The 17,253-nt window shown below is 47.6% G+C and carries 16 protein-coding genes, 5 tRNA genes and 1 pseudogene; 4 read left to right on the top strand and 18 right to left on the bottom strand.

Going from position 1 to position 17,253, the window contains the following annotated elements; all coding sequences use genetic code 11:
- Nucleotides 1-38: 38 nt before the first annotated feature.
- The 13 genes and pseudogenes from rpoB to PJI16_08515 form a co-directional block, all read right to left on the bottom strand.
- Complete coding sequence (gene rpoB, locus PJI16_08575) at nt 39-4,004, bottom strand: DNA-directed RNA polymerase subunit beta (protein ID MDT3777608.1); 3,966 nt, start codon at nt 4,002-4,004, stop codon at nt 39-41.
- Between the two features lie 101 nt (nt 4,005-4,105).
- Entirely contained in the window at nt 4,106-4,480 is a 375-nt protein-coding gene (gene rplL / locus PJI16_08570) for a 50S ribosomal protein L7/L12 (GenBank protein ID MDT3777607.1), read from the bottom strand.
- Between the two features lie 54 nt (nt 4,481-4,534).
- Nucleotides 4,535-5,041, bottom strand: a pseudogene (gene rplJ, locus PJI16_08565) (50S ribosomal protein L10).
- A 30-nt stretch (nt 5,042-5,071) separates the two neighbouring features.
- A complete protein-coding gene (gene rplA / locus PJI16_08560; GenBank protein MDT3777606.1) occupies nt 5,072-5,764 on the bottom strand; it encodes a 50S ribosomal protein L1 in 693 nt (230 codons plus the stop codon).
- 36 nt (nt 5,765-5,800) lie between these two features.
- The gene (rplK, locus tag PJI16_08555; protein MDT3777605.1) at nt 5,801-6,226 is read right to left on the bottom strand and encodes a 50S ribosomal protein L11; all 426 of its coding nucleotides are present in this window, start codon (nt 6,224-6,226) and stop codon (nt 5,801-5,803) included.
- Between the two features lie 65 nt (nt 6,227-6,291).
- Complete coding sequence (gene nusG, locus PJI16_08550; GenBank protein MDT3777604.1) at nt 6,292-6,828, bottom strand: transcription termination/antitermination protein NusG; 537 nt, start codon at nt 6,826-6,828, stop codon at nt 6,292-6,294.
- A 24-nt stretch (nt 6,829-6,852) separates the two neighbouring features.
- Nucleotides 6,853-7,011 carry a preprotein translocase subunit SecE gene (gene secE, locus PJI16_08545; GenBank protein MDT3777603.1) on the bottom strand — a complete coding sequence of 53 codons (159 nt, stop codon included), beginning with the start codon at nt 7,009-7,011 and terminating at the stop codon, nt 6,853-6,855.
- A 113-nt stretch (nt 7,012-7,124) separates the two neighbouring features.
- A tRNA-Trp gene (locus tag PJI16_08540) sits at nt 7,125-7,200 on the bottom strand.
- 35 nt (nt 7,201-7,235) lie between these two features.
- On the bottom strand, nt 7,236-7,385 hold the full coding sequence (gene rpmG, locus PJI16_08535; protein ID MDT3777602.1) for a 50S ribosomal protein L33: 150 nt from the start codon (nt 7,383-7,385) through the stop codon (nt 7,236-7,238).
- 18 nt (nt 7,386-7,403) lie between these two features.
- Entirely contained in the window at nt 7,404-8,609 is a 1,206-nt protein-coding gene (tuf, locus tag PJI16_08530) for an elongation factor Tu (protein ID MDT3777601.1), read from the bottom strand.
- Between the two features lie 52 nt (nt 8,610-8,661).
- Nucleotides 8,662-8,737 (bottom strand) — tRNA-Thr (locus PJI16_08525).
- Between the two features lie 69 nt (nt 8,738-8,806).
- Nucleotides 8,807-8,881 (bottom strand) — tRNA-Gly (locus PJI16_08520).
- Between the two features lie 91 nt (nt 8,882-8,972).
- Nucleotides 8,973-9,057, bottom strand: a tRNA-Tyr gene (locus PJI16_08515).
- A gap of 309 nt (nt 9,058-9,366) precedes the next feature.
- On the opposite strand from PJI16_08515, the gene PJI16_08510 reads away from it, so the two are divergent.
- Nucleotides 9,367-9,912, top strand: a complete 546-nt coding sequence (locus PJI16_08510) for a DUF192 domain-containing protein (GenBank protein MDT3777600.1) — start codon at nt 9,367-9,369, stop codon at nt 9,910-9,912.
- Between the two features lie 17 nt (nt 9,913-9,929).
- On the opposite strand, the gene PJI16_08505 is transcribed toward PJI16_08510, so the two are convergent.
- Both PJI16_08505 and PJI16_08500 read right to left on the bottom strand, forming a co-directional pair.
- Nucleotides 9,930-12,104: a bifunctional (p)ppGpp synthetase/guanosine-3',5'-bis(diphosphate) 3'-pyrophosphohydrolase gene (locus tag PJI16_08505; GenBank protein ID MDT3777599.1), complete on the bottom strand. Its 2,175-nt coding sequence runs from the start codon at nt 12,102-12,104 to the stop codon at nt 9,930-9,932.
- Between the two features lie 332 nt (nt 12,105-12,436).
- Entirely contained in the window at nt 12,437-12,640 is a 204-nt protein-coding gene (locus tag PJI16_08500; GenBank protein MDT3777598.1) for a ubiquitin-like protein Pup, read from the bottom strand.
- A 137-nt stretch (nt 12,641-12,777) separates the two neighbouring features.
- Here PJI16_08500 and PJI16_08495 point away from each other — a divergent pair.
- The 3 genes from PJI16_08495 (at nt 12,778) to PJI16_08485 (ending at nt 14,930) form a co-directional block, all read left to right on the top strand.
- A tRNA-Val gene (locus tag PJI16_08495) sits at nt 12,778-12,852 on the top strand.
- Between the two features lie 179 nt (nt 12,853-13,031).
- Nucleotides 13,032-14,213, top strand: a complete 1,182-nt coding sequence (locus tag PJI16_08490; protein MDT3777597.1) for a tetratricopeptide repeat protein — start codon at nt 13,032-13,034, stop codon at nt 14,211-14,213.
- 93 nt (nt 14,214-14,306) lie between these two features.
- Nucleotides 14,307-14,930, top strand: coding sequence for a ribonuclease H family protein (locus PJI16_08485; protein ID MDT3777596.1), 624 nt, complete (start codon nt 14,307-14,309; stop codon nt 14,928-14,930).
- Between the two features lie 63 nt (nt 14,931-14,993).
- Here PJI16_08485 and PJI16_08480 read toward each other — a convergent pair whose 3' ends face one another.
- The 3 genes from PJI16_08480 to sppA form a co-directional block, all read right to left on the bottom strand.
- Entirely contained in the window at nt 14,994-15,980 is a 987-nt protein-coding gene (locus tag PJI16_08480; protein ID MDT3777595.1) for a PCP reductase family protein, read from the bottom strand.
- Nucleotides 15,981-15,983: 3 nt separating this feature from the next.
- Nucleotides 15,984-16,277, bottom strand: coding sequence for an integration host factor subunit beta (locus PJI16_08475; protein ID MDT3777594.1), 294 nt, complete (start codon nt 16,275-16,277; stop codon nt 15,984-15,986).
- Nucleotides 16,278-16,377: 100 nt separating this feature from the next.
- The gene (gene sppA / locus PJI16_08470) at nt 16,378-17,217 is read right to left on the bottom strand and encodes a signal peptide peptidase SppA (GenBank protein MDT3777593.1); all 840 of its coding nucleotides are present in this window, start codon (nt 17,215-17,217) and stop codon (nt 16,378-16,380) included.
- Nucleotides 17,218-17,253: the final 36 nt, after the last annotated feature.

The raw sequence follows: 17,253 nt of genomic DNA, 5'->3' as shown, positions 1-17,253 counted from the left end.
TATGTTGAATGATGGGATTGCAGAATCAGACTACCCGTCTAATCAGCAGATTTGATCAGCTCCACATCCAACCCCAAACTCTGCAACTCCTTTACTAACACATTAAAGGACTCCGGAAGACCAGGCTCAAGGAAGTTTTCTCCCTTCACGATCGCTTCATACATTCGTGACCGTCCAGGTACGTCATCCGATTTTACCGTCAAAAATTCCTGCAAGGTGGAAGCGGCCCCATACGCCTGAAGAGCCCAGACCTCCATTTCTCCTAAGCGTTGACCACCAAATTGAGCCTTTCCTCCAAGCGGTTGCTGGGTAACCAAAGAATACGGCCCTATTGAGCGAGCGTGAATCTTATCGTCCACCAAATGGTGGAGTTTCAACATATACATGTATCCTACCGTGACAGGACTTTTAAATGGCTCTCCTGTCCGGCCATCATACACAACCGATTGGCCTGATTCCGGGAGCTCTGCTTTTTTCAGTAACTCCTTGATCTCCCTTTCCGATGCCCCATCGAAAACAGGGGTCTCAACCTGAATCCCTAAAGCCTTGGCCGCCCATCCCAAATGGGTCTCAAGAATTTGTCCTACATTCATTCGTGAAGGAACACCAAGCGGATTCAGGACAATTTGAACAGGGGTTCCATCCGGGAGATACGGCATATCTTCTTCCGCCATAATTCTGGAAACGACGCCCTTATTTCCATGGCGACCGGCCATTTTATCGCCAACGGCAATTTTTCTCTTGATCGCTAAATACACCTTTACAAGCTTAATGACTCCGGGAGGCAATTCATCGCCACGTCGAAGACGACCAACCTTTTCATCGTATTGCGTCTGCAAGATTTCTATTTGGTCTTTGGCTTCCCGCTCAATTTCATCAAGTTTTTTCTGTTCTTCCGCGTCAGCTAGTATCACCCTACGCGCATCATCATCAGACAATTTACGAAGGACTTCAGCCGTAATTCGCCCCTTTTTCTTTAGAATCACTTCTCCACTATCAGGATCCATTAAATCCCTACCGACAAATTGCCCAAGCAAAAGCTTTCGAATCTTACGATTTCGCTCTTCTTCGATAATTCGCAATTCTTCCTGATAGTCCCGCTCAACTTTGACGCGATCGTCCGTCTCGATTGTCCGAGACCGTTCATCTTTATCTACGCCTTTTCGCGAGAAAATTTTGACGTCCACAACAATACCTTCAATGCCTGGTGGTACCTGAAGCGAAGTATCCTTCACGTCCCCGGCCTTTTCCCCGAAAATCGCACGCAACAATTTTTCCTCCGGGGTCAACTGCGTCTCTCCTTTGGGCGTGACTTTCCCAACAAGAATATCGCCAGGCTTGACTTCTGCACCTATTCGCACGATTCCACTTTCATCCAAATTTCGAAGGGCCTCTTCCCCTAGATTAGGAATATCCCGAGTGATTTCTTCTTTTCCTAACTTCGTATCACGCGCCTCTACTTCGAACTCTTCGATATGGATAGAAGTAAACACATCCTCTTTAACCATTTTTTCACTTAAAAGAATAGCATCCTCATAATTGTAGCCACCCCATGGCATAAAGGCGACGAGCACATTTTTTCCCAACGCCAATTCTCCGCGATCCATCGCTGGACCATCTGCTAGCACTTGACCTTGCTTGACCGGCTGCCCGATTCGAACAATGGGGGTTTGGGTGATACACGTATTTTGGTTCGTCCGTTGAAATTTAATCAAATCATAGGTATCCAGAATACGGGAACCTTTTTTCTTGTCATCCTTTTCCTTGAGTCCGGTTCTTACAACAATTCTTCTCGCATCTACCGACTCTACAATCCCATCTCGTTGAGCAATAGCTAAATATCCAGAATCTCTTGCTACGACAGCTTCCATGCCCGTTCCGACCAAAGGTGCTTCACTCTTAATTGTGGGGACTGCCTGGCGTTGCATATTCGAACCCATAAGCGCCCGGTTGGCGTCATCATGCTCAAGGAATGGAATTAACGCAGTCGCCACACTGACCACCTGCTTAGGAGAAACATCGAGATAGTCCACCTTATCGGGGGTCGTGGTCACAAATTCCCCTGCTTCTCTGGCCGTAATCGTTTCAGACGTGAGCGTCCCATCCTTATCCATCACTGAATTGGCTTGAGCGATAACAACCTGATCCCCATCCAATGGCGACAGGAATTCAACGTCATCGGTTACCCGACCTTTTTTAACTTTCCGAAATGGAGCTTCAATAAATCCAAACTCATTAATCCGAGCGTACGTAGCTAATGACGTAATTAACCCAATATTCGGTCCTTCTGGAGTTTCAATAGGACAAATACGACTATAATGAGACGGATGAACGTCCCGCACCTCAAAACCTGCTCGCTCCCTTGTCAAACCACCAGGCCCCAAAGCAGACAGTCTTCGTTTATGAGTGATCTCTGCCAACGGGTTAGTTTGGTCCATAAACTGCGACAACTGACTCCCGGCAAAGAATTCCTTAATGGCACCGACTATAGGCTTGGCATTGATCAGGTCATGAGGCAGCACGGTTTCCATATCCAACAGATTCATTCGCTCTTTAATGCTTCGCTCCATTCTTGCCAGACCAATACGGATTTGATTTTCCAACAACTCACCAACCGAACGAACACGCCGATTTCCTAGATGGTCAATATCATCAACTGCACCCTTTCCGGCCTTCAGATCCACTAAACATCTCACCACCTCGACAATATCTTGGGCGGATAGCGTCCTTTGCTCCATTGACAAATCAAGGTTAAATCGTTTGTTCATTTTCAAACGACCAACAGGGGAAAGGTCATAACGCTTGGGATTCAGAAAAAGATTTTCAAACAATAACTTTGCCGACTCAATGGATGGCATCTCCCCAGGCCGAAGGCGTTTATAAATTTCAACCCAGGCTTCTTCCTTTGAATTGGTCCGCTCGGCCTCCAAGGTATCCAGAATGACAGGACTGGTGGTAGGGCTATCCAGGTAAATAACTTTAAATCCTTCAACTCCGCTTTCCAGAATTCGCTCCAACACGGGTGCCGTGAGTCGTTGATTTTTTTCTAAAATTACCTCCTGAGTGCCAGGATCCACCAGTTCGGTTAAGACGGCTCGACCAACCAAATCTTCTTGCTTTATAGGAATTTCTTTTATTCCAGCCGATCGGATACGCCCCATGAGCGTCTTATTGAGCTTGGCACCTTCTTTGACTAATAGTTCCCCGGACCCCTTCTCGAAGAGGTCCGAAGAAGATCTCAATCCTGCATGAATGTCGGGATCAAGCTTGCGGAGCAAGGCACCATTATCGACGCGCACCTCCTCTACCGGATAATACATCTTAAGAAGATCATCCGTACTAAAACCAAAACCCTTTAATAAAATTGTCGCCGGCATTTTCCTGCGGCGGTCAATTCGTACATACAAAATATCTTTGGCATCATATTCAAAATCAAGCCACGATCCCCGATAAGGGATAATCCGACCAGAAAACAAGACTTTGCCACTTGAATGCGTCCGTCCCTTATCATGGCCGAATGAAGGACCTGGAGATCGATGCAATTGACTAACTGCCACCCTCTCCGTGCCATTCACCATAAATGTGCCGCGATCGGTCATCAAAGGAAGCTCCCCGACATAGACTTCCTGCTCCCTCACATCCAACACCCTGTTTTTCACACTTTTATCTTGTTGATCGAAAACAACCAGGCGCACACGAAGCTTTAAGGGTGCGGCAAAGGTCATTCCCTGCTCAATACATTCCCTCGTGTCATACTTTGGAGTTCCCAAAGAATAGCTGGAAAATTCTAAAATGGCCGAATTGTTATAATCCATAATGGGAAACACACTTTTAAACGCTGCATGCAATCCCTTGTCCTCACGACGATCCGGCAATGTTTCCGCTTGCAAAAATTCCTCATAGGATCGGCGCTGCACTTCAACCAAATCCGGAATTTCAATATGTGAGCGAATTTTTGAAAAGCTATGTCGCTGAACACTGCCCTCAAAGGCTGGTTGTCCCATTCCTGTCTCCTTAAGGATTAACGGCCACTTCAGCTTCCTGCTGGCCCTCGAAACTTCCTAAGTCTCCACACCGAGTCCTCAAAATGAGGAAAACACTACCACTACTTTACTTCTACAGTTGCACCAACATCTTGAAGCTTTTTCTTAATATTCTCAGACTCCTCTTTAGACACGCCCTCCTTCACCGCCTTCGGGGCCGCTTCGACGAGGTCCTTAGCTTCCTTCAAGCCCAACCCAGTAATCTCTCGCACCACCTTGATGACTTGAATCTTTTTATCCGCTGGAGCAGAACCTAGGACTACTGTAAACTCCGTCTGCTCTTCGGCGGCTGGAGCCGCTGCGCCAACTGCAGCAGCCATCACACCAACTGGCGCCGCTGCCGTCACACCGAACCGATCCTCCAGACCCTTAACAAGATCCGACAATTCAAGGACACTCATGCCCTCTATAACCTTAATGAAATCTTCTTTTGACATCTTAGTCTCCGTTGCGCTCATCTCCCCTTCTCCTTTCTGAGTTTTGTTTTCTTGTATTGCGGCTAATACCGCAACAATACTTCTTACAATTTGACCTAATACCCCGACAAAACCTCGAATTGGCCCTTGGAAGGCCGACAACAACATCGACAACAATTCTGTTTTTGACGGCAAATCTGCCACAGCCGAGATACGAGCCGGATCCAGCTCGACTCCGTCTAAAATCGCTGCCTTGAGGAGCAATTTCTCCTCACATTTTTCGCTTTTAATAAAGTCACGTATAACTTTTGCGGGCAAAACCGGATCATCATATCCAATAACCAATGCCGATTGCCCTCTAAAGAAGGGTTGTAACGGCAGAAGTCCTGTTCCCCCAATAGCCCTTACGGCAAGCGTATTCTTTACCACCTGAAAGTTTGACTTCGCCTGCCGAAGTTGTTTTCGCAAATCATTAATTTTATTCACGGGCATACCTGCGCATTCCGTTACAATGGCAATCCGCGCTCGGGCGAATTGTTCATGCATGACTGCCACAGCTTCATTTTTATCAGTTTTTTTCATACCTCGAACTCACCTGCTGAGATTAAAGTTTCAACTGACCTGCTTTGCAATCGCGACTCCGTCAAGATGGATTCCTGGTCCCATCGTGCTGGATAATGTCGCACTTTTCACATACTTACCTTTACTGGAAGAGGGCTTAGCCTTCATGATGGAATCAAAAACCGACTGAGCATTTTCTCTAATTTGTTGACCCTGAAAAGACACTTTTCCAACAGGAACATGAATGTTGCCGGCCTTATCCACCTTATACTCAACACGCCCCCTCCTGATCTCCTGAATGGCTTTCCCAACTTCAAAGGTCACCGTTCCAGTTTTGGGATTTGGCATTAACCCTCGTGGGCCCAAAACTTTCCCCATTCTTCCGACAGCACCCATCATGTCCGGGGTCGCAATCATGGAGTCAAAATCAAGCCATCCATCTTGAATTTTCTGCAAAAGGTCATCACTCCCCACAAAATCGGCCCCCGCTTCCCTGGCCTCCTGCTCTTTTTCTCCCTTTGCAATCACTAAAATTCGGACCTTTTTCCCCGTTCCGTGAGGAAGGACCGTGGTCCCGCGAACCATCTGATCCGCGCGCTTGGGATCTACCCCAAGGCAAAGTGACAGCTCTACTGTTTCATCAAATTTGGCAAAAGCAGCCTGCTTAACCAGGTCACTCGCCTCCTCCAACGAATACAGGGCCTTTGTTACCTTCCCTAAAGCCGATTCAAATTTCTTTCCCACGGCGCATACCCTCTGTTAAAAGCCTCACAATATTATTTACCCCTCAACCGTAATGCCCATACTTCTCGCAGTTCCTGCAATCACATTCATCGCAGCTGGAATATCACCGGCATTTAAATCTTCTACTTTCAACTTAGCAATGTCCTCTAGCTGTGCCATAGTGATTGTCCCAACTTTATTTTTATGCGGAATTCCTGAACCCTTTATGATACCGGCAGCCTTCTTCAGTAAATCTGATGCCGGAGGAGTCTTGGTCACGAAGCTAAAACTTCTATCCTTATAAACAGAAATGACCACAGGGATAATGCTTCCCTCCTGCTTCTGAGTCCTAGCATTAAACTGTTTACAAAACTCCATAATGTTTACTCCATGTTGCCCCAAAGATGGCCCAACAGGAGGAGCAGGATTGGCTTTTCCAGCCGGAATCTGCAATTTAATTTGACTAGTTATTTCTTTGGCCATGCCTTCACCTACCTTGCATCGACTTGCGTAATACTTAAAAGTAAAAAGGAAAACTCCCCTTGTTTCTAAACCCGCTCAACTTGAGCAAACGCCAACTCCACCGGGGTTGATCGACCAAAAATACTGACTAGCGCCTTTACCCGACCATGATCCTGATCAACCTCATCCACTAATCCATTGAATCCCAAGAATGGGCCATCCACAATTCTGACATTGTCCCCTTTTGAAAAATTCGCCAATTCCCTCGGAGCCGTCACGCCAGACTCCAACTGCTTTAAAAGCGTGGACACCTCCTCTGGATCAAGCGGGATTGGCCTGGCTCCCCCTCCAATAAAACCGGTCACCTTGGGGGTCTCTTTAATCATAGCCACAACCTCATCCCCAAGCGGACCGTTCGCTTCAAGGAGAACATACCCGGGAAAGAATTTTCGTTTGGAGGCCCGGCGTTTTCCTTCTTTAAATTCCACTACATCCTCCGTAGGAACAAGGACTTGCGCCACCGAATCCGCCATACCCAATTGATTCGCCCGCTCGACTATTCCAGCTCGAACTCGCCCCTCATATCCCGCATAGGTGTGAATGACATACCAATGACTCGACATGAATTCCCTTCTTTAGATGCTAAACTAAATAACCCGGCTAATTAACCAAACGAGAAATGAATCCACCACAGAGAGGTAAAGAGACATAATAACGCAAAACAACAGAACCACCGTGGTCGATCCAATCGTTTCAGACTTAGTAGGATAAGAAATTTTTTTAAGTTCACCACGCACGTCAGACATAAATTCTGTAATGGAAAACCATACCTTCTTAAACACGACCTACCCTCTCAGTCTTTTTCGAAACCCCGACAATAAACGTCTCTTATTAGGCACATTAAATCCACGGACAATTATGGCAGGGGCACAGGGATTCGAACCCGGACTTTCGGTTTTGGAGACCGACGTGCTAGCCGTTGACACCATGCCCCTCCAACCTGAACGCAACCTAAGACCCATACCAGCAATCACTTCACCTCTTTGTGAGGGCTATGCTTTCGACAAAAACGGCAATATTTTTTAACTTCCAACCGATCTGGATCGTTTTTCTTATTTTTCATTGTCGAATAATTTCGACGTTTGCAATCTCCGCACGCTAGAGAAATAATGACTCTCATCGATACACCCCTATGTTCTTACGCGACGATTTCCGTGACCACCCCGGCTCCCACCGTTCGGCCCCCTTCTCGCACTGCAAATCGCACCCCTTGCTCCATGGCAATCGGGGAGATCAATTCCCCCTCAAACGACACATTATCCCCCGGCATCACCATCTCCACCCCCGGGTTTAATTGCACCACCCCCGTGACATCCGTCGTCCGGAAGTAAAACTGCGGACGATACCCATTAAAAAACGGCGTATGCCGCCCGCCCTCATCCTTCGTCAAAATATACACTTCCGCTTTGAATTTCGTATGCGGCGTAATACTCTTCGGCTTGGCTAACACCATACCCCGCTCCACATCCTCTTTCTTCGTACCCCGCAACAGCGCCCCAATATTGTCACCCGCCTGCCCCTCATCCAACACCTTCCGGAACATTTCCACGCCCGTGACAATCGTCGTCTGCGTCGGCCTCAGCCCCACAATCTCAATTTCATCCCCCACCTTGACCACCCCGCGCTCCACCCGGCCCGTCACCACCGTCCCCCGACCGCTAATCGTAAAGACATCTTCAATCGGCATGAGAAACGGCTTGTCAATGGCCCGCTGCGGGGTCGGGATATAGCTATCGACGGCCTCCAATAAGCGCATAATCGACGGGACCCCCACTTCACTCTGATCCCCCTCAATCGCCTTGATCGCGGACCCAATGACCACCGGCACATCATCGCCCGGGAAGCCATACTTCGTGAGCAACTCCCGCACTTCCAATTCCACCAACTCCAACAACTCTTTATCTTCAACCTTGTCCGCTTTATTCAAAAAGACCACAATAAAGGGCACCCCGACCTGCCGCGCCAACAAAATATGCTCCCGCGTTTGCGGCATCGGCCCATCAGCGGCACTCACCACCAAAATCGCGCCGTCCATCTGCGCCGCCCCCGTAATCATATTCTTCACATAATCCGCATGCCCCGGGCAGTCGACGTGCGCATAATGCCGATTATCCGTTTCATATTCCACATGGGAGATGGCAATGGTCAGAATTTTGGTCGGATCCCGTCGCCCCTGGCTCTCACTCGCCTTGGCCACCTCATCATAGGGAATAAATTTGGCCTTCCCCGTATCGCCCATCACCTTCGTCAAGGCCGAGGTCAATGTCGTCTTGCCATGGTCGACATGCCCGATCGTTCCCACATTGACATGCGGCTTCTTCCGCTCAAACTTCGCCTTCGCCATGCCCTACCTCTTCCTTAATGCTATACGCAATAATTTAAAATTTTATCGTTGCTGGAGCCCACGACGCGGATCGAACGCGTGACCTCGTCCTTACCAAGGACGTGCTCTACCAACTGAGCTACATGGGCTCTACACCACTCACTCGAAAAGATCTTCGCCTCAAAAAAGCACACAAATCTAAGCCCACCCAGTAACAATGGAGCGGGCGACGGGATTTGAACCCGCGACAGCCAGCTTGGAAGGCTGGAACTCTACCACTGAGCTACGCCCGCAGCTTGGTTTAATACCTATATATTGCAAAAACATCACTTTCTACAAAAATTTTCCAGGTAACCATTAGATCCCGTCCTTTTCATTCGGTCATGGTGGGCAGGCAAGGGTTCGAACCTTGGAAGCCGATGGCAGCAGATTTACAGTCTGCCCCCGTTGACCGCTTGGGTACCTGCCCTTCGAATGAGTAGGACCGTCTTCTACTTAACCCGCTTTGGAATTACATCATGGAATTTGATGAAGATCTTTTTGAAGTGAAGACAAACAAGGCAGAAATTAGCCCCTGCATGTACAGATCAACAACAACATTCGCGTTTTGTTCTAAAAACAGGAGCGGAACAAATTCACTCTTCTTGTAAACGAATCATTATAATTTCCAAATATGGTCTGGTCAAGACCCTTGTCCTGCATTTTTTCAGACAGGAAAATGCCTTATTTGACAAATCCTTTCTCCCCAAGCCACATTCATGAAATAATGGATTTCCTCATGAAACGCCCTCACCTACCAAGCCAGCAGAGAAAGCGGCCGAAATTTCTAACTTGGATCGTCGTCATTCCTTCTTGCTTATGCATGGGGCTAATCATTGGATCTTACTTAAACGCTTTTGGGGAAATAAATGATCGACAGGCAAAGGGCCTTGCTCACATCGCGACACCCAATGGAGAAATTATTTTTGCCGAGGTGGCAGACACGCTGGATAAAAGAGCTCAAGGACTGATGTATCGGACCGCCATGGATGAAAATCATGGCATGTTATTTATTTTCCCAGAATTGGGGTATTGGACCTTTTGGATGAAGAACACAAAAATCCCGCTGGATATTTTATGGCTGGACCAAAAGGGAACCATTATTCACATTGAAGCAAACGTCCCAATTTGCACGAGGGTAGATGACCACTGCCCACGCCACTATTCGTACAAACAGTCCTGGCAGGTCCTTGAACTCAATGCCGGAACAGCAGAAAAGTTCCAACTCCAACCAGGAAGCCGACTCACAATTTCCCTGCCTTCCCAGAACCTCAATCCCTCCTAACTGCGCCTACCATTCACTTACCACCCTCTCACCCGCTTGGCAGAAAGAATGCCGTCAACCCGTTGGATCTCTTGTAGTATAAGTTCAAGGTGTGCAGTATTTTTAACTTCGATGACAAAATCTAACACGGCTTTTCTATCCTCCCTGGTAGAAATCTCTGCCCTGGTAATGTTGGCTTGACACTGAGAAATTCCAGCGGAAACCTTAGCCAAGACTCCCGTTCGATCCAGGGTTAAAACTGACACTTCCACTGAATGGGTGCCATCAAGCTCCGAATCCCACTCAACCTCCACCAATCGATTGTGATCCCATTCTAATGACTGAAAGTTCGGACAATCGATCGCATGAATAGTCAATCCCCTCCCACGAGTAATGTATCCACGAATCGGCTCACCGGGAACAGGCTTACAACACTTGGAAAGTTGCATCAAGACGTCTTTGGTTCCCCCAAACTTTACAGATCCCTCCCGAAGGAGACCTGGCATTTTTTGCTGAGGGAAGAGAGGGACACCTTTCGGGGAAGGCGAAGGCCCTTGTTCAGCCCCTTCGTAAAAATGACTGACAATTTGATCCGGGGACAACCGGCCAAATCCAACCTGCCGAATTAATTCGTCCACCGTTTCACTGCCCTTTGCCTTAGCCATTGACGAGAGGCGTTCCGATTTTAACGATTGCGCGACGGGAAGATTGTGTCGCCGAAATTCTTGTTCCAACAAACGTCGACCAAGTTCCAGTGCCCGCTTTTGCTCTTCAACCTTAAACCAATGCTTGATTTTGGTTTTAGCCCGTGAAGTTCGGACAAATTTCAGCCACCCGCGATGAGGCACCTGCGACGGGGAAGTTAGAATTTCTACCATATCCCCACTGCTTAACTGATAACGAAGTGGAACTAATTTCCCATTAATTTTTGCCCCGACACAATGATCTCCGATTTCCGTATGAATCGCATATGCAAAGTCTAAAGGGGTGGCCCCGACAGGAATCTCCCGCACTTCCCCTGTTGGGGTAAACACAAACACCACGTCATGGAATAAATCCAACTTAACCGAATCCATAAACTGACGGTTATCGGCAAGGTCCTTATGCCATTCCACAAACTGCCTGAGCCAACTGAACACCTGTTCGTCCCGTCCGCCAACTTTCCCTGGTTCCTTATACAACCAATGGGCTGCTACACCGTATTCATTAATTCGATGCATATCCGCCGTCCGAATTTGGAATTCCACATACTCGCCTTGTGGGCCTACCACCGTCGTATGCAACGATTGATATAAGTTTGAACGTGGAGTCGCGACGTAGTCTTTAAAGCGACCAGGGACGGGAGGCCAAATGGAATGCAGCAAGCCCAATATGGCGTAACAATTCATTTTGGTATCCGTCACAATGCGAACAGCCGTCAAATCAAAAATTTCATCAAAAGATACCGACCGGCGCTCCATTTTCTGATAAATGCTAAAGAGATGCTTGGGTCGCCCATCAATCTGTCCCGGCAGTCCGACGCTCAAGAGTGCCTGCTGAGCCAGGTGAATCAGGGATTGAATATATTCCTGTCGCTCCTCATCCTTTTTGGCCAAACGTAACTTCAAATGAGACCAGGCATCCGGTTCCAAATACTGGAAACACAGATCCTCTAGCTGCTGTTTAATCCAACTCATACCAAGTCGATTGGCTAGAGGCGCATAAATTTCCATGGTTTCTTGCGCAATTTTTTTTCGTCTCTCGTCCGATAAGGCTTCAAGGGTCTGCATATTATGCAGTCGGTCCGCTAATTTGATAAACACCACTCGAATATCATCGGCCATAGAGAGAACCATTTTACGGAAATTTTCCGCTTGCTTCTCTTCATCAGTTTTAAAAGGAATTTGCCCGATTTTTGTCACACCCTCGACTAAACGAGCCACGTCACTTCCAAATTCTTTTTCTAACTCGGCTCTGGTCGCTACGGTATCTTCGAGAGTGTCATGTAATAGCCCAGCAACAATCGCGGGAACGTCCAATTTTAGAAAAGTTAAAATCCCAGCGACTGCTAACGGATGCTGAACATAGGGTTCACCGGTTTGTCGAGTCTGACCATCATGCGCTTTCGCAGAATAGTCATAAGCTCGTCTGATAAAGTTGGTATCAGCCTCAGGATAATAGGCTTTTACCTGATCCATAAGCTGTTCAATATCCGTCAAGTGCGTCGCGCCCATTTTTTTTCAGTCCTTCATCAAAGTGTCTCACGGCATTGTCAATGAATCATAACAAAAAAGAGAGAAAAATGCTGTTTTTTCATTCCAGATGCGGCGATCCGCCCTCGGCGGAATAAAAGAAAGAGGTGCAATTGCCCTCACTTAAGAGATACATCATCCAAGAGCGGATTCATCGCACCGAACCAGCAATAATAATATGCGAGTAGTTGAGAGGCCTGAGAGCCTCACTCAGAAATGACGATAAAAGAAACAGGGAACAGCAATGGCTCTAGAATGTCTGGCGAGTAGAAGAGGGCAGGTAATGATTTTAGAAGTCAACGAATCTTACGCATCTATTCCCCACCTTTTTGTACATAGTTTTTGACAAATTCAGCTGCATTCTCTTCTAACACTTTATCAATTTCATCAACCAGCTCATCCATTTCTTCTTTTAAGCGCTGGCCGGTTTCCGCAACACTCGGATCTGCTCGAACATCCTCTGATTCTTTTGGAGAGCTCGGTTTTCGAGATTCATTTTTCCGCTCTTGCTTGTCCATGGTGCACCTCCTTGGTCAAGTCTATGAAACCCCTCTCTTCAGCCTACTCCACACTTTCTCCAACCGTCAAGAAAAGCAATGCCGCCCCCTCGGAATTCGTTGCTCCCTTCCTAGCATTGTGATAAATTGCCTCCCGCGGGCGATTAGCTCAGTGGAAGAGCGCTTCCTTCACACGGAAGAGGCCACTGGTTCGATCCCAGTATCGCCCACCATGGTATTGCAACTTTTCTGAATCAATTCCTTTTCGGCATAGTTGTGAGTCGCGCCATCGCAAGTAGGATGGAGACCTTCTTGATTCCGCATTTGTCACTCACAATTAAATTCGGACTCTAGCACCCAAGTCACCCTTCCCTTCAACCAATCGACCATCCATCCCCAAGAGACGGTGATAATGGTAAAATCGATCAACCATCACAATCGACTCCGCAAAAAGCCGGCAATTTCCTTCAAAGCGATTGCGCTTTTTTGCTTACTCCCACATTGCGCCAGCACCCCACCTCCCTCGAACCTTCCGCCTTCGGAAAGCGACCTCAATCTCTTAGGAAAGGCCACTTTGTGCCAAACCAAAGCAGAGGCTCAAAGGACTTGGCTGCAACCAGGGATGCAGGGATCTCCATGGGGCGGAGGCAAGGAAATCTTTCGTGAAACTGCATCACCCAACAAACAAGCACAATGGTTCATGTTCAATGAAGACCAGACCCTTGTGGGGGTCATCACCGTATTCCCGCTTGGCCTTTCCTTAGAAGATTATCCGACCCTCCGTCATACTCTGGCGCAATTACCCCCGGCTCGTGAATTCTTTTTTCATTCTTCCCAACTCTTAAAAGAGCAAACACCCGATTCTGGCACTCTACACCGGACGGGAGAAGCCACGACCACCCATCAATATTTCATGCGACACACCAATGGGAAACAGGACCAACTGGTCATGGCAGTTTTCGTTCTTGATCCCTATGAAACGCTTTTAGATGGCAGTCATTCAAAATTTCTCTCCTATATTAAAGATCCGGATTCCTCGGAGAAAGAACCCCCAAACCCAAGTGGACAATCAGAATCGGAAAAGGAATTTTTAGGACTTCAGCAATTTGCCAGAGGGGAGATCGCCCTATTTGCGTCGTGCGGCAACAAGCAGCCAGAAATAGCCTTGGACGCTTATCAAAAAGCTATTCAATATGGATTATCTGATCCGAAACAGTTGGCGGAAGCCCACCATCGTCTTGGGTTGGCCTTACGAAGCATGGGTAGACTTACAGAAGCCACAACTACATTAGAGCAGGCCCTGACCATCCAGCCATACTCAGCAGTCATCCTAAATAGTTACGGCTCAGTCCTGACGGAACTTGGAAAATTACCCAAGGCTATCGAAACCTATGAAAAGGCTTTGGCCTTGCAGCCAAACTATGCTCAGGCCCGATTCAATTTGGCTGAGGCTTACGAATCCCATAACCCCAAACGCGCCATTCAAGAATATGAAACTTTCTTGATACTGGCGGGGAACAATCCAGAGGAAGCGACAAAAGTTGACTTGGCTAAAAATAGAATAAAAGCACTACAAGGCGGAGTCAGACAGTAGAAAATTAAGAAACAATCGTTATGAGAAATACCCGGTCAACAGTATTCGTAGCAAAAAGATCTACGTTGTGAATGCACCACACGCTAAGCCTTCATGAAATTCTATGCCGTTCGCCGCGGACGCACAAAAGGAATTTTTGAGAGTTGGGATGCCTGCCGTGCCCAAGTACATCATTTTCCAGGAGCCGAATATAAAGCTTTCCCCACCCGAGCAGAAGCTGAAGCATTTCTTTCTTTTCGTTTAAGCAGTGAACCAATCAAGAACAAGCCAGTTGCAGCAGAAACAACATCGCCTTCGACGATAGAAGTTTGGGTAGATGGATCCTGCTTCACACAAAAAGATGGCTCTCTTCGACTGGGATGGGGGTTACTGGCCAAAAAAAATGGTGTAGAAATTTATCGGGACAAGGGGAACGACATTCCGCGATCTGCCATGAACCACCGAAATGTCGCTGGTGAAATTCTTGCCATCCTCAAAGCTGTCAAATGGTGTCAATCCCAAGGGATTACAGAAATGACGATCTACTTTGATTACCAAGGATTGGAAAGTTGGGTAACCGGAGCCTGGCGCACCAAACTGCCGTTTACCGAAGCCTACGCTCGGACGGTCATCGAATCAGGCATCTCTATTCATTGGGTCAAAGTGAAGGCTCACTCCGGGAATCCAGAAAATGATCTTGTCGATCAACTTGCGAAAGAAGGGGCTCAGGGGAAGTAAGAAGAGGGCAATTTCCGGATGATTTCCAAGCGTCACAACTAAAACAGGAAGGATCAAAACCAGTTACAGCTTCCCTTCTCCTTTTAAAAATTTCCGGAAGCGGGTCATCAGTTCATCACCCAATAAACCTACATCGGGCTTTTTCTTCATATAATCCCTGATCTCATCCAAACGATGTTCCGCCTGCTCATTCCCCTTTAGTCGTTTAACTTTTTGCATGGCATCACCAAACGCATCAAAGGTCAGTTCCTGATAGCCAAAACTTCGAATCCGCTTGACGGCTTTCATCATCGCTTCATTTCTAAAGGTGGTGAGGTGTTCAGAATCGATAGTATTTAACCCGAGTTTTCTCGCACGGCGTTCCGCAGCTTTTCGAATACCGCTCCGGACAAAATCAGGTGAGGTATGAAGACGCTTCCAGGCCTCATCCGTCCATGCCACCTGAGTGGGCGGAGCCTCCCAAAGACGAATCAAAGTCTCGGTATCAATCTTCACGATCCCTTGCTCACGGGCTAAATCCTCAGCGTCCCGCTTTAACATATCCGTCACAAATTCCATGGCAATCGGAGGTGAATCCTCAATGCGTTTATTCAACAAAGCCAAAGCTTCATCGGTCCATTCCATAGGCACGCTCTTCTCGAGCGGAAAATCACCTAAGGCCTCAACCTTTTCAAATAATTCCACATTCACTTCCATATGGCCACGTTCTTTGGCCACATCTTCAGCAATCCTGCCAATCATGCTTCGCATGAACTCTGGTACCGCCTCAAGTCGCTTCCGCGCCTCTGCGGTCCAGGGGAGTTTGCCTTGAGCCATATCTTCGACAGCCTGAGTCATGCCTGCCGCGCCCCCCATCGAACCCATCATTTGCTGCTTAAATTGGTCTAGAATTTCCGCCGTAATTTCTACATACCCTAATTCTTTGGCCTTTTTTTCTGCCAGACGGCGCACCATGCCTCTCAGGAACAAAGGCGCGCGTTCCAGTCTAGAGGAAGCCTCTTCAGTCCAGGGAATTTCTTGCTCAGTTTCAGATGGCTCGGCAGTAGACATGTTTTAAACAGAGGGTAATTCAGGGTTTAATAATTCTTTGATCTCTTTGCCGGCTTTAAAAAATGGCATGCGCTTTTCTGGGACAGACACCGATTCCCCGGTTTTGGGGTTACGCCCTTCTTTGGTCTGGCGGTGCCTGAGACGAAAACTTCCAAACCCGCGAATTTCTGTTTTTTCTCCACGCTTTAAGGAATCACGGATAGAATCAAAAATGGTATTGACCACTAACTCGGCTTGTCTTCGACTCAATTGGGGAGCCTTTTCCGCCAACTTTTCGATGAGATCCGCTTTTGTCATCCGATCCTCCTTCTCAGAGAGACTCGCTTTTCAACACTTGATTCTTGCGAATGAGTATAACTCCTCAATTGATGTACTTGATTCATCTTGCTTGTCCGGATCAGGAAACCCAAAGGTACATCAAAGGGGTGGAAAAATGAGTCGTGGCAAAGGTGCGAACGCTTCCAAGGAATGTGTTTTCAAGTAAATCCCTGAATGAAAACGGCTTGCTCACCTCCACAACCCGTGGCTCCCCCTCAATCCCGCCTAATTCGCCAGCTAACTTAATGGCATCGTGCAGATCGCCAATATCATCAACTAATAAGATGGACTTAGCCTGTTGCCCCGTAAAGACTCGCCCATCGGCTAACTGCTCAACTTCCGCCACATCCAGAGACCGCCCCTCGGCCACAGCATCAATAAATTGACGATGGACATCATTCATCACCAACTCCAATACCTTGCGATCTTCATCATTCATGGGCCGAAAAGGAGAGCCAATATCTTTATATTTTCCACTTTTGACTACAAAATTTTTGACGCCGATTTTTTCCAGCAACTCGTGGAAATTCGCCAATTGCATAATGACGCCAATGCTTCCCGTTAAAGTCCCAGGGTTAGCCAGAATGCGATCGGTGGCCACCGCAATGTAATAGCCTCCGGAAGCCGCCACCGTGCCCATGGAGGCGATCACCGTTTTATTCTTTTCTTTTCTTACTCTCTTGACGGCATTGTAAATTTCTTGGGAAGGCGCCACGCCCCCACCAGGACTATCAATTCTCACCACGATCGCTTTGACCAAAGGATCGTCAGCAAATTTCTTCAATTCCTCGACAGTCTGAAACGAATCAAGAATGGGACCCTCAACCCGAACAATGGCCACACCGTCCTTACCTGCTAACAATAACTCAGGAATTAGGCTTTTCCCAATACTAAACAGGACAAGGCCTCCGAGAATCATCCACAGAACCCGTTTCCATCGTGGATACCCATTACT

Source organism: Nitrospira sp. MA-1 (genome assembly GCA_032139905.1).
In the GTDB taxonomy this organism is placed as follows: domain Bacteria; phylum Nitrospirota; class Nitrospiria; order Nitrospirales; family UBA8639; genus Nitrospira_E.
This window is presented reverse-complemented; position numbering and strand designations above follow the sequence as displayed.

Coding starts and splice junctions, on each gene's coding strand:
- PJI16_08475 (MDT3777594.1), bottom strand. CDS start 16,277: ATGACAAAAGCGGATCTCATCGAAAAGTTGGCGGAAAAGGCTCCCCAA.
- nusG (MDT3777604.1), bottom strand. CDS start 6,828: ATGTCGAGTCATTGGTATGTCATTCACACCTATGCGGGATATGAGGGG.
- PJI16_08510 (MDT3777600.1), top strand. CDS start 9,367: ATGAAACGCCCTCACCTACCAAGCCAGCAGAGAAAGCGGCCGAAATTT.
- rplL (MDT3777607.1), bottom strand. CDS start 4,480: ATGTCAAAAGAAGATTTCATTAAGGTTATAGAGGGCATGAGTGTCCTT.
- secE (MDT3777603.1), bottom strand. CDS start 7,011: ATGTCTGACGTGCGTGGTGAACTTAAAAAAATTTCTTATCCTACTAAG.
- PJI16_08480 (MDT3777595.1), bottom strand. CDS start 15,980: ATGTCTACTGCCGAGCCATCTGAAACTGAGCAAGAAATTCCCTGGACT.
- tuf (MDT3777601.1), bottom strand. CDS start 8,609: ATGGCGAAGGCGAAGTTTGAGCGGAAGAAGCCGCATGTCAATGTGGGA.
- rplK (MDT3777605.1), bottom strand. CDS start 6,226: ATGGCCAAAGAAATAACTAGTCAAATTAAATTGCAGATTCCGGCTGGA.
- PJI16_08490 (MDT3777597.1), top strand. CDS start 13,032: ATGGTAAAATCGATCAACCATCACAATCGACTCCGCAAAAAGCCGGCA.
- PJI16_08505 (MDT3777599.1), bottom strand. CDS start 12,104: ATGGGCGCGACGCACTTGACGGATATTGAACAGCTTATGGATCAGGTA.
- PJI16_08485 (MDT3777596.1), top strand. CDS start 14,307: ATGAAATTCTATGCCGTTCGCCGCGGACGCACAAAAGGAATTTTTGAG.
- sppA (MDT3777593.1), bottom strand. CDS start 17,217: ATGATTCTCGGAGGCCTTGTCCTGTTTAGTATTGGGAAAAGCCTAATT.
- PJI16_08500 (MDT3777598.1), bottom strand. CDS start 12,640: ATGGACAAGCAAGAGCGGAAAAATGAATCTCGAAAACCGAGCTCTCCA.
- rpmG (MDT3777602.1), bottom strand. CDS start 7,385: ATGAGAGTCATTATTTCTCTAGCGTGCGGAGATTGCAAACGTCGAAAT.
- rpoB (MDT3777608.1), bottom strand. CDS start 4,004: ATGGGACAACCAGCCTTTGAGGGCAGTGTTCAGCGACATAGCTTTTCA.